The sequence below is a fragment of the Streptomyces solicamelliae genome (genome assembly GCF_045348655.1).
In the GTDB taxonomy this organism is placed as follows: domain Bacteria; phylum Actinomycetota; class Actinomycetes; order Streptomycetales; family Streptomycetaceae; genus Streptomyces; species Streptomyces solicamelliae.
In genome coordinates this window covers 5,359,005-5,372,992 of the sequence record NZ_CP160404.1, presented here as the reverse complement: position 1 = coordinate 5,372,992, position 13,988 = coordinate 5,359,005, and the positions used below count along the sequence as shown (strand labels likewise).

Genomic DNA, 13,988 nt, shown 5'->3' with positions numbered 1-13,988 from the left:
GCGAGAGCGGCCCCGGCCGGGCTGGCCGGGGCCACTCAGGACGTACCGGTCAGTGGCTGCCGCAGGCGGGCGCGGAGGCGGCCGGGAGCGGCTCGGGGACGCCGATCTTCGGCAGGCCGAGCAGCACGCCGGCGGGCTTCGCCGCGGCGGCCTCGGTGCGCTTCTGCCAGGCGTCGCCGGCGCGGGTGCGGCGGACCGCGACGACCTGGCCCTCGGCCAGCAGGTGGTGCGGGGCCGCGTAGGTGATCTCGACGGTCACCACGTCGCCGGGGCGCACCTCCTCGTCCGGCTTGGTGAAGTGGACCAGGCGGTTGTCGGGGGCGCGGCCGGAGAGGCGGTGGGTGGCGCCGTCCTTGCGGCCCTCGCCCTCGGCGACCATGACCTCCAGCGTGCGGCCGACCTGCTTCTTGTTCTCGTCCCAGGAGATCTCCTCCTGGAGGGCGACCAGGCGCTCGTAGCGGGCCTGCACGACCTCCTTCGGGACCTGGTTCTCCATCTCGGCGGCCGGGGTGCCGGGGCGCTTGGAGTACTGGAAGGTGAAGGCGTTCGCGAAGCGGGCCTCGCGGACCACGTGCATGGTCTGCTCGAAGTCCTCCTCGGTCTCGCCGGGGAAGCCCACGATGATGTCGGTGGAGATGGCCGCGTGCGGGATGGCGGCGCGGACCTTCTCGATGATCCCGAGGAAGCGCTCCTGCCGGTACGAGCGGCGCATCGCCTTGAGGACCGGGTCGGAGCCGGACTGCAGCGGCATGTGCAGCTGCGGCATCACGTTCGGGGTCTCGGCCATGGCCGCGATCACGTCGTCGGTGAAGTCGCGGGGGTGCGGGGAGGTGAAGCGGACGCGCTCCAGGCCCTCGATGTCGCCGCAGGCGCGCAGCAGCTTGCTGAAGGCCTCGCGGTCGCCGAGGTCGGAGCCGTAGGCGTTGACGTTCTGGCCGAGCAGGGTGATCTCGGAGACGCCCTCGCCGACCAGCGCCTCGATCTCGGCGAGGATGTCGCCGGGACGGCGGTCCTCCTCCTTGCCGCGCAGCGCCGGGACGATACAGAAGGTGCAGGTGTTGTTGCAGCCCACGGAGATGGAGACCCAGGCCGCGTAGGCGGACTCGCGGCGGGTCGGCAGCGTGGAGGGGAACGCCTCGAGCGACTCGGCGATCTCGACCTGCGCCTCCTCCTGGACGCGGGCGCGCTCCAGGAGCACCGGCAGCTTGCCGATGTTGTGGGTGCCGAAGACCACGTCGACCCAGGGGGCCCGCTTGACGATGGTGTCGCGGTCCTTCTGCGCCAGGCAGCCGCCGACGGCGATCTGCATGCCGGGGCGGGCGGCCTTCTTCGGCGCGAGGTGGCCGAGGTTGCCGTACAGCTTGTTGTCGGCGTTCTCGCGGACGGCGCACGTGTTGAAGACCACGACGTCGGCCTCGCCGTCGGCGCCCTCGGGGGCGCGGACGTAGCCGGCGTCCTCAAGCAGACCGGAGAGCCGCTCGGAGTCGTGGACGTTCATCTGGCACCCGTAGGTGCGGATCTCGTAACTCTTGGTGCCGTGAACGTTCACTGCCGGGCTCCGGTCGCTGCTGAGGGTCATGGCTCAAGGGTAGGTGGTCCCGGCGGCTGCCAGACCCGAGGTTCGGCGCCCCGGGCGGCATGAGCAGGCCGGCCACCTCACCGCTCGCGCCCACCTGCCGCCGCCCCGGGCGATCGCCGAGGAACCCGGACCGGCGGGTTGCGCCGGGACTCGGCCAAGCGTGACGCATGCCACTGAGCGGGCTCGGTCCGGTCTGGCCGTCACCGGGAGTGAGATGGCAGGATCGCGGCATGTCCCGCGCACTGTCCCGTTTCGCCCGCCGTCGTGCCGTCCAGGTGTCGGCGGTGCTCGCGGTGGTGTGCGGGCTGCTCGCGTGGTGGCTGCTGCCGCCGGGCAGCCCCGAGCCCAGCGGGCGGGTCACGTTCAGTACGGGCGTGCCCTCGGGTGTGTACCAGCGGTACGGGAAGCTGCTCCAGGGGGCGCTGGCCCGGGATCTGCCGGACGTGTCGATAACGCTGCGCGACAGTGAGGGCTCGCAGCAGAACCTCGCGCGGCTCGCCGCCGGCGAGGCCGACTTCACCATCGCGACGGCGGACGCCGTGGCGCAGTACCAGCACGCCGGGCTGCCCGGCACGAACCGCCTGCGCGGGCTCGCCCGGCTCTACGACGACTACGTCCAGCTGGTCGTGCCGAAGTCGTCGAAGGTGACGTCCGTGGCGGATCTGAAGGGGCTGCGGGTCGGGGTCGGGCAGGAGGGCTCCGGTGTCCGGCTGATCGCCGACCGGGTGCTGTCGGCGGGCGGGCTGCGTCCGGACCGGGACGTCCGGCCGGTCTCGGCCGGCATCGACACCATGCCCGGGCTCCTGGAGCGCGGCGAACTCGACGCCTTCTTCTGGTCGGGCGGTCTGCCCACCCAGGCCGTGCAGGAGCTGTCCGAGCGGCATCCGGTGCGGCTGGTGCCGCTGGCCGCCCGGCTGATCGCCGCGCTGCACGACGAGGGGGGCGCGGCCACCCGGTACTACCGCTCGGCGCTGATCCCGGCGGACGCCTACGCCCGCGCGCAGGAAGGTCCGGTGGAGACGCTGGCGGTGACGAACCTGCTGGTCACCACGGATCTCACGGACCCGGCGATGGCGGAGGGCCTCACCCGGACGGTGATCAGGAGCCGCGACCGGATCGGCAGCCAGGTCCACCCGGCGCAGCTCGTGGACCTGCGGACGGCCATCTACACCGACCCGCTGCCGCTGCACGAGGGCGCGAAGAACTACTACCGGTCCGTGAAGCCCTGATCCACGGGCGGCGCGGTGCGCGGGACCGTGACGGTCACCCGTAGCCCGTGCGGCTCGTTGTGCGCGTACGCGATGGTGCCGCCGCCCGGCGCGAGCAGGGCGCGGGTGATGGACAGGCCGAGGCCGGAGCCCTTGACGTTCTGGTGCCGGCCGCTGCGCCAGAAGCGGTCCCCGACGCGGGTGAGCTCCTCGTCGGTCAGGCCCGGTCCCCGGTCGCTGACGACGACGGTCGTGACCGCGCCCTCGGCGGCGGTGCGGACCGTGGCCTCCTCCCCGCGCGGGGTGAACTTCAGGGCGTTGTCGATCACCGCGTCCAGCGCGCTGGACAGCGCCACCGGGTCGGCCCAGGCCGTCACCGCGCCGCCCTGGAGGACCAGCCGGACGCCCTTCTCGTCGGCCAGCGGCCGCCAGGCCGCCACCCGCTCGGCGGCCAGTTCGCCGATGTCGGTGATCCGCAGGTCGGCGGCGACGTGTTCGGCCAGCGCCAGGTCGAGCAGGTCGTCGAGGACCTGCGCGAGCCGCTTGCCCTCGGTGCGGACGGAGGCGATCTCCTCGTTGCCCTCGGGCAGTTCCAGGGCCAGCAGCTCGATCCGCAGCAGCAGCGCGGCGAGCGGGTTGCGCAACTGGTGGGAGGCGTCGGCGACGAAGGCCCGCTGCTGCTCCAGGACGTCCTCGACGTTGTCGGCCATCTCGTTGAACGACTTGGCGAGGCGCCGCAGTTCGGGCGGTCCGCCGGCGGCGGCGACCCGCGAGTTCAGCCTGCCGGTGGCGATGTCGTGGGTGGCCGCGTCCAGCACCCGTACCGGCCGCAGCACCCAGCCGGTGAGCCGGAAGGCCGCGCCGACGGCGACCAGCATGGCCGCCACCTCGCCGGCCGCGATCAGCAGCCAGCCGTGCAGGATCCGCGAACGCAGCTGCCCGGTGGGCGAGTCGGTGACGACGACGGCGATGACGTCGCCGTCCCGGACGACGGGTGAGGCGATGGAGAGCCGGGCCTGCGACTGCCAGGGCCAAACCTGCGGCGGGTCGTGGCTGCGGCGGCCGAGCAGCGCCTCCTGGAAGGCGCGCCGGCCCTCCCCCTCGGCCGGGACGGACCAGCCCTCCGGGGCCACCGCCATGGCGCGGTTGTCGCGGTAGAAAACGCCGGCCCGGATGTCGTACACGTCGTGGTAGCTGCTCAACTCGCCGATGAGCGTGGCGCGTCGCTCGTCGATGCCGGGGTCGTCCCCGGTCACGAACTGGGCCAGCGCGGCGAACCGTGCCCCGTCGTCGAGCCGGTCGACGACCACCCGCTGCTGCTCGGCCGCGGCCAGGCTGCCGGCCAGCGGGAAGCCGAGGGCCAGCAGCACACCGGCCATGAGCACGATGAGCAGCGGAAGAAGACGGGTGCGCACGGAGGACTACGCGGCCGGCACGACGAGTCGGTAGCCGACACCCCGCACGGTCTCGATCAGGGCGGGCATCCGCAGCTTGGACCGCAGGGAGGCGACGTGCACCTCCAGGGTGCGGCCGGTCCCCTCCCAGCTGGTGCGCCAGACCTCGCTGATGATCTGCTCCCGGCGGAAGACCACACCGGGCCGCTGGGCGAGCAGCGCGAGCAGGTCGAACTCCTTGCGGGTGAGCGGCACCGGAGCGCCGTCGACGCTGACCCGGCGGGTGGGCAGCTCGATGGTGACCGCGCCCAGGCGCAGCGCGGTCTCCTCGCCGGCCGGCCCGCCGTCGTCGCCGCCGGAGGAGCGCCGGCTGACCGCGTGGATACGGGCCAGCAGCTCACCGGTGTCGTACGGCTTCACCACGTAGTCGTCGGCGCCCAGGTTGAGCCCGTGTATGCGGGAGCGGACGTCCGAGCGGGCGGTCACCATGATCACGGGGGTGGCGGTGAGCTTCCGGATCTTGCCGCAGACCTGATAGCCGTCCTGGTCCGGCAGGCCCAGGTCGAGCAGGATCACCCCGAAGGAGGGCCGCTCGCCGTGCGTGGCGGGCAGTACCGCCTGCAGCGCCTCCTCGCCGTTGCGCGCATGGGTCACGGAGAACCCGTGCCGGGCGAGCACCGCGGACAGGGCGGCGGCAACGTGATCGTCGTCCTCGACGAGCAGCAGTCTCATGGCCCCCCTCCGGTGGCAAGGCAGTGGTCGGTGATCAGCATCGGTGATCAACATCGTCGATCACCGGTCGGTGATCAGAGGTCCATGATCAGCGGTCGATGATCAGGAAGTGCATCGCTGGATGCATACCTATGTATCAGGCATGAACGCCGATCGTCGGTGCCACAGTCAAGTGTCCCCCTGTCAACCCCGTGTTTCTGTTATCCACCCGGTACGCCGCAGCCCGTGCGGTTCACGCAGTGTGTCCGGTTGCGGCCGGATCGTTATGCTCAATTTCCGCTCAGATGTGATGACGCTCATCCCACCGGGTCTCTAGTGTCCTCCCCAACCGAGGAGGACGGAGCAAAAAGCCGATGAGCGGAGTGTCAGTGACGAAGGGTTCGGCGGACGCCGCGCCGGCGGCCGACGATCTGGTCGTACTGTCCGACGTGAACAAGCACTTCGGCGCGCTGCATGTGCTCCAGGACATCGACCTGACCATCGCCCGTGGCGAGGTCGTGGTCGTGATCGGGCCCTCCGGGTCCGGCAAGTCCACGCTGTGCCGCACCATCAACCGCCTGGAGACCATCGACTCCGGTGCCATCACGATCGACGGAAAGCCGCTGCCCCAGGAGGGCAAGGAGCTGGCCCGGCTGCGTGCCGACGTCGGCATGGTGTTCCAGTCGTTCAACCTGTTCGCGCACAAGACGGTGCTCGAGAACGTGATGCTGGGTCAGGTCAAGGTTCGCAAGGCCGACAAGAAGGCCGCCGAGACCAAGGCCCGCGCCCTGCTCGACCGGGTGGGCGTCGGTACCCAGGCGGACAAGTACCCGGCGCAGCTTTCCGGCGGACAGCAGCAACGCGTCGCGATCGCACGGGCGTTGGCGATGGACCCGAAGGTCATGCTGTTCGACGAGCCGACCTCGGCCCTCGACCCCGAGATGATCAACGAGGTGCTCGAGGTGATGCAGCAGCTGGCGCGCGACGGGATGACGATGGTCGTCGTCACCCACGAGATGGGCTTCGCCCGCTCCGCCGCCAACCGCGTCGTGTTCATGGCCGACGGCAAGATCGTCGAGCAGGCGACGCCGGACGAGTTCTTCAGCAACCCGCGCAGCGACCGGGCCAAGGACTTCCTGTCGAAGATCCTGCACCACTGACGACGGTCCCCGAGAATGACCAACGACCTACGACACAAGGGATGTTCACCATGAAGCTCCGCAAGACCGCGGCCGTCGCCGCCGTCGCCGTGCTCGCGCTCACCGCGACCGCCTGTGGTGGCAAGGAAGGTTCGGCCGGCGACAAGCCGACCAACGTCAAGCCGGGCGAGTCGGGCGCCCCGCAGCTGCCGACCTACACGGTCGCCAAGGACGTGAAGATCGACTCGGCCGTCCTCAAGGAGGCCCAGAAGCGCGGCAAGCTGATCATCGGCTCCAAGGCCGACCAGCCGTACCTCGGCTTCGAGGACCAGGCCACCAAGAAGCGCTCGGGCTTCGACATCGAGCTCGCCAAGATGATCGCCGCCGACCTGGGCTTCTCCGAGGACCAGATCGAGTGGAAGACCGTCGACTCCAAGCTCCGTGAGACCGCGATCTCCACGGGCCAGGTCGACTACTACGTCGGCACCTACACGATCAACGACAAGCGCAAGGCGCAGGTCGGCTTCGCGGGCCCGTACTACAAGGCCGGCGCCGACCTCCTGGTCCGCAAGGACGAGACCGCGATCACCGGCCCGGAGACCCTGAAGGGCAAGAAGGTCTGCTCCATCACGGGCTCCACCCCGCTGCAGGAGATCAAGAAGCCGCAGTACGGCGCCCAGACCACCGAGCTGGCGAAGTACTCGGACTGCGTGCAGCAGCTGCTGACCAAGCAGGTCGACGCGGTCACCACCGACGACGCGATCCTCAAGGGCTACGCCGCCGCCAACGCCGGCAAGCTGAAGGTCGTCGGCAAGCCGTTCACCGAGGAGCCCTACGGCGTCGGCATGAACAAGGACGACAAGGCGCTCCGCGACGCGATCAGCACCTCGCTGGAGAACCACGTCAAGGACGGCACGTACAAGAAGATCTACGAGGCGACCCTGGGTCTGTCCGGCTCTTCCTACGTCGAGCCGCCGGCGCTCGTCCGCTACTGATCACCGCCCTTCCGTGGAGCGCCCCGTACGACGGTACGGGGCGCCCCTCCCCCTGCCCGCAAGCGTTGCCCGTAGGCCGCTGACCGTCGACGCGGAGTCCTCATGAACGTACTGCTCGACCATTTCCCGGAGTTCGTCGACGGGTTCATAGGAACCGTGTCGATCACGGCCGTCAGTACGGTCATCGCACTGGTCCTCGGCGTCGTCGTGGCCGGTTTCCGGGTCTCGCCCGTCCCGCCGCTGCGCTGGTTCGGCACCGCGTGGGTGACGCTGCTGCGCAACACCCCGCTGACGCTGCTCTTCCTGGTGGCGATGTTCGTCGTCCCGGAGATCCTCTTCCCGGGCATGAGCGCGTTCGTGCTCGGCTCGCTCGCGCTCGGCTTCTACACCTCCTCGTTCATCTGCGAGGCGGTCCGCTCCGGCATCAACACGGTGCCGCTCGGGCAGGCCGAGGCCGCCCGCTCGCTCGGTATGACGTTCTCGCAGACGCTGCGCCTGATCGTGCTGCCCCAGGCGACCCGGACCGTGCTGCCGCCGCTGAGCTCGATCCTCATCGCGCTCACCAAGAACTCGGCCATCGCGGGTGCGTTCAGCGTCGCCGAACTCTTCGGCTGGCAGACGCTGATGAGCGAGCAGGGCTACGCGATCGCCCCGATCTTCCTCTGGGTGGCCGCCGCCTACCTGGTCATCACCTTCACCATCAGCGGCGTGTTCCGCCTGCTGGAGCGCCGCATGGAGGTCGCCCGATGAGCGCCAGCGTTCTCTACGACGCACCCGGCCCCAAGGCCCGGGTCCGCAACCGCATCTTCGCCGTGGCCGGCTCCGGCATCATCCTCGCGCTGATCGCCGTCAGCATCATGCGCCTGGAGGAGAAGGGCCATCTCGCCTACGAGATGTGGGACATCTTCAACTACGCGGGCATCCGGCAGAACATCGCCGACGCCATCCTCGCGACGCTGAAGGCGTTCGGCATCGCCGCGGTCGGCTCGCTGGTGCTCGGCGTGCTGCTGTGCGTCGGCCGGCTCTCCGACCACAGGGCGATCAGCTGGCTGGCCACCGGCTTCATCGAGCTGTTCCGCTCGATCCCGCTGCTCATCACGATCTACGCGGTGTGGGTCGGCTTCCTCACCGACTACTCGATGTGGGCGCTGGCCATCGGCCTGTCGATCTACAACGGCTGTGTGCAGGCCGAGGTGCTGCGCGCCGGTATCAACTCCGTGCCCAAGGGGCAGCGCGAGGCGGCGTACGCGCTCGGCATGAGCAAGACGCAGGTGATGACCCACGTCCTGATGCCGCAGGCGATCCGGGCCATGCTGCCGACGATCATCAGCCAGCTGGTGGTGACCCTCAAGGACACCTCGCTCGGCTTCATCATCCTGTACCCCGAGCTGCTCCAGACCGCGCGTCTGATCGCCTCCAACACGCAGGTCAACGGCCAGTACCCGTACGTCTCGACGATCGTGGTCATCGGCACCATCTACATCGCGATGTGCCTGGCGCTGTCGGGCCTGGCGACGTGGATCGAGAAGCGGGGACGGCGGGCGAAGACCGGGATCAAGTCGCCGGAGGGCGACACCACCGTGGTGACCGCCGATGCCACGCAGGCCGTCCTCAACACCCCGGTCATCGGCGGTGCCGATGCGGGCACCGGGGGCGGCGGCGCCGGGAACTGACAGCATGTGACATCATCCGGGGGCAGTGGCGACCGCGCCGCTGCCCCCGTCGCTTGACGCATGCTTCCGCACTCGGTTGCATACGTTCTGTGACCAGACACCGGGCTCGCGCCACTCGCCTTCGTGCATTCCGCCTGACCGTACGGGCTTCTGGAGCAGCGCCGTGGACCCGGTGATCATCGTCGGCGCAGGGGCCGTGGGCCTTGCGCTCTCTCTTTCCCTGGCCGCCCAGGGCGTACCGACCGTCGTCCTCGACGAGGGCGACGGCACGGAGGAGGTACGTCCGGCGCGCACGGTCGTCCTGCGTCCCGACACGGCCGCCCTGGTGGAGCGCCTCGGCTGCGCCACCGTGCGTGACGAAGGGGTCAGGTGGGCCGGCTGGCGCTCTCTGCGACGCAAGCAGCAGATGCGGCGGATCGAGTTCGCCGGGGACGGCGGCCTGCGCGGCCCGCTGCACCTTCCGCAGCACGCCCTCGCGCGCGGGCTGCGCTCCGCGATCGCGGAGCAGGAGCTGGTCCGGCTCGTCACCGGCGCGCGGCTGGACGCGATCGAGCAGGACGGCGGCGGGGTGATCGCGCACACCCGGGAGCCCGGCGCGACCTGGTGGCGCGGCAGCCATCTGGTGGGCTGCGACGGCGCCCGCTCGACGGTGCGCAAGCTGCTCGGCATCCGGTTCCCGGGACGTACGGCGGTGGAGCGGTACGCGGTCGCCGCGCTCCGCACCGAACTGCCGTGGCACGGCGAGGCCCTGTTGCACCGTCAGCCGCCGTGGCGGGGCAGCGGGGAGGAGATCACCGCCCGTCCGCTGCCGGACGGGGTGTGGCGGATCGACTGGCTGCTGCCGCCGCGCGGCGAGCTGGTGACCCCGGAGACCCTGGTGTCGCGGGTCCGGGACACGCTGTCCGGCTGGTGCGACGACGCGACGCCGCTGTACGAGCTCCTCGACACGGGCGTGCACACGCTGCACCACCGGCTGGCCCGGCGCTGGCGGGTGGACCGGGTGTTCCTCGCCGGCGACGCGGCGCATCTGCTGGGCGCGGTCGGCACGCAAGGGGTCGACGAGGGGCTGCGGGACGTGGACAACCTGGCCTGGAAGCTGGCGCTGGCCTGGCACCAGGGCGGTTCGGAGATCCTGCTCGACAGCTACCAGAGCGAGCGGCGCACGGCGGTGGCGTCGCGGCTGCGGGCGGCGGACCAGTCGCTGCCGGTGCTGCGGGGCGGCGGCGGGCTGCGCACGTATCTGCCGGGCAGTGCGCGCGGGCACGACAGTCTGCTGACGGACGGCCATCTGGGGCGCGGCCCTCTCGGGGCGCCCCCCGCGTACCCGCACTCCCCTCTCGCGCCCGAGGGCGCCCTGGAGGGGCGGATCGCGGTCGGCACGGCCGACGGAGCACCGGTGGACGACGTCCGGGTGACGGCGCCGGACGGCACGACGGTACGGCTCAGGGACCGGCTGGGGCACGGGCGACTGCTCGTGGTGCTGGTCGCGCCGGGGACGGCGGTGTGGGACCGGCGGCACTGGCAGTCCGCGGGGGTGATGCCGCAGCTGGCGGCGGCGGTGGACGCGCTGCCGGCGCGGGCGGAACTGCTGGTGACCGAGGCGTACCCGGGGGCCGCGGCGCACAGTGTGCTGCTGGTGCGGCCGGACGGGCATCTGGTCGCGGCGTTCTCGGGGGTACGACCCGAGGGGCTGCACGCGGCGGCGGACGCGGCGCGGGGCGGTCCGGCGCCGGGCCGCCCGGAGGCGTCCGGGCGGGCTCAGGCGCCCGGGCGGGCGCCGCGGGCGCTGGAGGCGGCGAAGGGGGATACGCCGGAGCGGGCGGGGGTGCGGCGGGACAGCGACCGTACGGCGGACGTCAATTGACCGTCGCGGGGACGCGTGGTGTACTCCGGACCATGACCGACACCGATGTGCGCCTGTGGCGGAGGGTCCATATGGACCTCGTCCGTTTCGCGGGCTGCGTGTGTCGCCCTTCCTGCTGATTCGCCTCTTCCCTGCGTGCGCGCCCGGCCGTCGGCCGCTGCTGTCGCGCGCGTTCCCGCGAACTCCAGGACGGTCCTCCGTGTCCCAGCGCACCTCCGTGCCCCCGCACGCCTCCGTGTCGCACGGCGTCTCCGTGACGCCGAGCGTCTCCCCCACCGAGCTCCTCGACTTCGTCCGCCGCACGGCCGCGGACTCCGCACTGATCGACTCGCTGCCCCTCGATCCGGAGGGCCGTACCTGGGTGCGGCTGGACGGGCCCGGCGGCAGCGAGGCGTGGCTGATCGGCTGGCCGCCCGGGACGGGCACCGGCTGGCACGACCACGCCGAGTCGCAGGGGGCGTTCGCCACGGCGCGCGGCGCCCTGCGCGAGAACGCCCTCGCGGCGCGGCTGCCGGCGAGCGGCTGGAAGACCCTGGAACTGGCCGAAGGACTCGACCGGGAACGTGAGTTGACGGCAGGTCAGGGCCGTGCGTTCGGACGGCACCATGTGCACGAGGTGTACAACGCGTCCGAGACGGAGCACGCGGTGTCGGTGCACGCGTACCACCCGCCGCTGCCGCTGCTGCGGCGTTTCAGCCGGACGGGCGCGGTGCTCCGGCTGGAGCAGATCGAGCGACCGGAGGACTGGCAGTGACGGGCATCGACGAGCGGCTGGAGCGGGTGCGGGCGGGCCTGGACCGGATCGCACCGCAGGAGGCGTACGAGGCGTACGAGGCGGGTGACGCGCTGCTTGTCGACACCCGGTACGCGGCGCAGCGCGAGCGCGACGGGCTGATCCCCGGCGCCCTGCTCGTCGAGCGCAACGAGCTGGAGTGGCGGCTCGACCCGCTGGGCAGCCACCGCCTCCCGGAGGCGGTGGATCACGACGTACGGGTCGTGGTGTTCTGCAACGAGGGCTTCGCCTCGTCCCTGGCGGCGGAGTCCCTCCAGCGGCTGGGCCTGCACCGCGCGACCGACCTGATCGGCGGCTACCAGGGCTGGCGGGCGGCGGGGCTCCCGGTCCGGCTGCCGCAGGGCACGGCGGACTGAGCCCGCGGGGCCGTACGGAGCGGGGCGCGCCGGACTCGGCGGGTCCGGCCGCGTCCGCCTCACCCGTACGGCTCGTCCAGGCCCTCCGTGTCCTCGCCCTCGGCCTCCAGGGCCTGGCGGACCACCCGCAGGGCCAGGCCCTCGGGGTAGCCCTTGCGGGCGAGCATGCCGGCGAGGCGGCGGAGGCGGCGGTCCCGCTCGAGGCCGCGGGTGGCGCGGAGCTTGCGGGCGACGAGCTCGCGCGCGGTGGCCTCCTCCTGCTCGGAGTCGAGCTGCCCCACCGCCTCGTCGATCAGCGCCGCGTCGACGCCCTTGGTGCGCAGCTCCCGGGCGAGGGCCCGGCGGGCCAGACCGCGGCCGTGGTGCCGGGACTCCACCCAGGCGTCCGCGAACGCGGCGTCGTCGATCAGGCCCACGTCCTCGAAGCGGGACAGGACCTCCTCGGCGACCTCGTCCGGGATCTCGCGCTTGCGCAGGGCGTCGGCGAGCTGCTTGCGGGTGCGCGGGGTCCCGGTGAGCAGGCGCAGGCAGATCGCCCGCGCCCGCTCAGCCGGATCCTGGGGCGACAGCTCCTTCTCGGCCCTCGACGAGTCGGGGCTGTCACCCGGCCATTCGGTGCGACCGGTCACCGCGTCAGCTCTTGGCGGCGGTGGCCTTGGTCGCCTTGGCGGCCTTGGTCGCCGGGGCCGGGACGGACTTGGCCGCCTCGTCCGTGCCCGCGGCGGCCGGCGTGCCGGCGTCCGCGGCGGCGGTCTCGGCCGCGGGGGTCTCCGGACGGACGCCGACGCCGAGCTTCTCCTTGATCTTCTTCTCGATCTCGTTGGCGAGGTCGGGATTGTCCTTCAGGAAGTTGCGCGCGTTCTCCTTGCCCTGGCCGAGCTGGTCGCCCTCGTAGGTGTACCAGGCGCCGGCCTTGCGCACGAAGCCGTGCTCGACGCCCATGTCGATCAGGCCGCCCTCGCGGCTGATGCCCTGGCCGTAGAGGATGTCGAACTCGGCCTGCTTGAAGGGCGGCGCGACCTTGTTCTTGACGACCTTGCAGCGGGTGCGGTTGCCGACCGCGTCCGTGCCGTCCTTCAGGGTCTCGATGCGGCGGATGTCGATACGCACCGAGGCGTAGAACTTCAGCGCCCGGCCACCGGTCGTGGTCTCCGGCGAGCCGAACATCACACCGATCTTCTCGCGGAGCTGGTTGATGAAGATCGCGGTGGTCTTCGACTGGTTGAGCGCGCTGGTGATCTTCCGGAGCGCCTGGCTCATGAGGCGGGCCTGGAGACCGACGTGCGAGTCGCCCATCTCGCCCTCGATCTCCGCGCGCGGGACGAGCGCGGCGACGGAGTCGATGACGATGAGGTCGAGGGCACCGGAGCGGACGAGCATGTCGACGATCTCGAGCGCCTGCTCGCCGTTGTCCGGCTGGGAGAGGATGAGGTTGTCGATGTCGACGCCCAGCTTGCGCGCGTACTCGGGGTCGAGGGCGTGCTCGGCGTCCACGAAGGCGACCTGGCCGCCGGCCTTCTGCGCGTTCGCCACGGCGTGCAGGGTCAGGGTCGTCTTGCCGGAGGACTCCGGTCCGTAGATCTCCACCACACGGCCGCGCGGCAGACCGCCGACGCCGAGGGCGACGTCGAGCGCGGTGGATCCGGTCGGGATGACCTCGATCGGCTCCTGGGTGCGGTCGCCCATGCGCATCACGGCACCCTTGCCGAATTGCCGTTCAATCTGTGCGAGCGCGGCGTCGAGCGCCTTCTCGCGGTCGGTTCCTGCCATGGGTTCCACCCGGTTTGCTTGAGTCGATCGCTTCATGGGAAAGACGCTAACCCCTGCCACTGACAATGGGCCCCGACGTCTCTCCGGCCTGTGGACAACGCGGCGTCGAGCCCGTGTTTCCAGGGCCGGCATCCCACCGGAAATCCCATGAGAATGGATGTTCGATTTTGGTGTCAAGCGCGCCACGCGTGCCGCCGGAACCGGGCTCGGTGGCCCCTGGGCCGCCACCCCGCGTGCCGGACGAAGATGCCGCTGAAGGTCCCGGGCTCGCGCTAGCCGATGTCCGCGGCGCCGCGAACGCGACGATCTCGTCACGGCCCGCACGGTCGGGTGACCGTCCTGGTCGACGAGAGCGGACACTGCTGCGCCGCTTCGGCGAGGAGGGCCGGCGAGACGTCGCTCGCGTACCGGCAGGCGGCCCGGGTCGACCGAGCGGCTCGTCATCCCGCCGGAGCCGGGCTCACTCGCCTGAGTGGGAGATCTCGCCCAGTAGGTGCAGCACCGCG

Annotated in this window: 13 protein-coding genes; 8 read left to right on the top strand and 5 right to left on the bottom strand. The window is 71.5% G+C overall.

Annotated features, from left to right (window positions below):
• Positions 1-49 precede the first annotated feature (49 nt).
• On the bottom strand, positions 50-1,579 hold the full coding sequence (gene miaB, locus ABZO31_RS25020) for a tRNA (N6-isopentenyl adenosine(37)-C2)-methylthiotransferase MiaB (protein ID WP_406863515.1): 1,530 nt from the start codon (positions 1,577-1,579) through the stop codon (positions 50-52).
• Between the two features lie 230 nt (positions 1,580-1,809).
• Here miaB and ABZO31_RS25015 point away from each other — a divergent pair, with 230 nt between their 5' ends.
• Positions 1,810-2,808: a TAXI family TRAP transporter solute-binding subunit gene (locus tag ABZO31_RS25015; RefSeq protein ID WP_406863514.1), complete on the top strand. Its 999-nt coding sequence runs from the start codon at positions 1,810-1,812 to the stop codon at positions 2,806-2,808.
• Here the strand turns inward: ABZO31_RS25015 and ABZO31_RS25010 are convergent.
• Complete coding sequence (locus ABZO31_RS25010) at positions 2,787-4,202, bottom strand: sensor histidine kinase (protein WP_406863513.1); 1,416 nt, start codon at positions 4,200-4,202, stop codon at positions 2,787-2,789. The genes ABZO31_RS25015 and ABZO31_RS25010 overlap by 22 nt on opposite strands.
• 6 nt (positions 4,203-4,208) lie before the next feature.
• The gene (locus ABZO31_RS25005; RefSeq protein ID WP_406863512.1) at positions 4,209-4,913 is read right to left on the bottom strand and encodes a response regulator transcription factor; all 705 of its coding nucleotides are present in this window, start codon (positions 4,911-4,913) and stop codon (positions 4,209-4,211) included.
• A 353-nt stretch (positions 4,914-5,266) separates the two neighbouring features.
• Here ABZO31_RS25005 and ABZO31_RS25000 point away from each other — a divergent pair, with 353 nt between their 5' ends.
• From ABZO31_RS25000 to ABZO31_RS24970, 7 genes are all read left to right on the top strand, one after another.
• Entirely contained in the window at positions 5,267-6,052 is a 786-nt protein-coding gene (locus ABZO31_RS25000) for an amino acid ABC transporter ATP-binding protein (protein ID WP_406863511.1), read from the top strand.
• A 50-nt stretch (positions 6,053-6,102) separates the two neighbouring features.
• Positions 6,103-7,026 carry a glutamate ABC transporter substrate-binding protein gene (locus tag ABZO31_RS24995; protein ID WP_406863510.1) on the top strand — a complete coding sequence of 308 codons (924 nt, stop codon included), beginning with the start codon at positions 6,103-6,105 and terminating at the stop codon, positions 7,024-7,026.
• 102 nt (positions 7,027-7,128) lie between these two features.
• Positions 7,129-7,776, top strand: coding sequence for an amino acid ABC transporter permease (locus tag ABZO31_RS24990; protein WP_406863509.1), 648 nt, complete (start codon positions 7,129-7,131; stop codon positions 7,774-7,776).
• Positions 7,773-8,699: an amino acid ABC transporter permease gene (locus ABZO31_RS24985; RefSeq protein ID WP_406863508.1), complete on the top strand. Its 927-nt coding sequence runs from the start codon at positions 7,773-7,775 to the stop codon at positions 8,697-8,699. The genes ABZO31_RS24990 and ABZO31_RS24985 overlap by 4 nt, the downstream gene beginning before the upstream one ends.
• 163 nt (positions 8,700-8,862) lie before the next feature.
• The gene (locus ABZO31_RS24980) at positions 8,863-10,563 is read left to right on the top strand and encodes an FAD-dependent monooxygenase (RefSeq protein WP_406863507.1); all 1,701 of its coding nucleotides are present in this window, start codon (positions 8,863-8,865) and stop codon (positions 10,561-10,563) included.
• A 217-nt stretch (positions 10,564-10,780) separates the two neighbouring features.
• Positions 10,781-11,317, top strand: a complete 537-nt coding sequence (locus ABZO31_RS24975; protein WP_406865468.1) for a cysteine dioxygenase — start codon at positions 10,781-10,783, stop codon at positions 11,315-11,317.
• Complete coding sequence (locus ABZO31_RS24970) at positions 11,308-11,712, top strand: rhodanese-like domain-containing protein (RefSeq protein WP_406865467.1); 405 nt, start codon at positions 11,308-11,310, stop codon at positions 11,710-11,712. Before ABZO31_RS24975 ends, ABZO31_RS24970 begins: the two co-directional genes overlap by 10 nt.
• 59 nt (positions 11,713-11,771) lie before the next feature.
• Here the strand turns inward: ABZO31_RS24970 and recX are convergent, their stop codons facing one another.
• Together recX and recA are read right to left on the bottom strand one after the other, a co-directional pair.
• Positions 11,772-12,341 carry a recombination regulator RecX gene (gene recX, locus ABZO31_RS24965; RefSeq protein WP_406863506.1) on the bottom strand — a complete coding sequence of 190 codons (570 nt, stop codon included), beginning with the start codon at positions 12,339-12,341 and terminating at the stop codon, positions 11,772-11,774.
• A gap of 4 nt (positions 12,342-12,345) precedes the next feature.
• Positions 12,346-13,482, bottom strand: a complete 1,137-nt coding sequence (recA, locus tag ABZO31_RS24960) for a recombinase RecA (RefSeq protein ID WP_406863505.1) — start codon at positions 13,480-13,482, stop codon at positions 12,346-12,348.
• Positions 13,483-13,988 lie beyond the last annotated feature (506 nt).

What these genes read in the sequence shown, in the direction of transcription:
- ABZO31_RS25000 (WP_406863511.1), top strand. Translation starts at nt 5,267, where the DNA reads ATGAGCGGAGTGTCAGTGACGAAGGGTTCGGCGGACGCCGCGCCGGCG.
- ABZO31_RS25005 (WP_406863512.1), bottom strand. Translation starts at nt 4,913, where the DNA reads ATGAGACTGCTGCTCGTCGAGGACGACGATCACGTTGCCGCCGCCCTG.
- ABZO31_RS24985 (WP_406863508.1), top strand. Translation starts at nt 7,773, where the DNA reads ATGAGCGCCAGCGTTCTCTACGACGCACCCGGCCCCAAGGCCCGGGTC.
- ABZO31_RS24995 (WP_406863510.1), top strand. Translation starts at nt 6,103, where the DNA reads ATGAAGCTCCGCAAGACCGCGGCCGTCGCCGCCGTCGCCGTGCTCGCG.
- ABZO31_RS25015 (WP_406863514.1), top strand. Translation starts at nt 1,810, where the DNA reads ATGTCCCGCGCACTGTCCCGTTTCGCCCGCCGTCGTGCCGTCCAGGTG.
- ABZO31_RS24990 (WP_406863509.1), top strand. Translation starts at nt 7,129, where the DNA reads ATGAACGTACTGCTCGACCATTTCCCGGAGTTCGTCGACGGGTTCATA.
- recA (WP_406863505.1), bottom strand. Translation starts at nt 13,482, where the DNA reads ATGGCAGGAACCGACCGCGAGAAGGCGCTCGACGCCGCGCTCGCACAG.
- miaB (WP_406863515.1), bottom strand. Translation starts at nt 1,579, where the DNA reads ATGACCCTCAGCAGCGACCGGAGCCCGGCAGTGAACGTTCACGGCACC.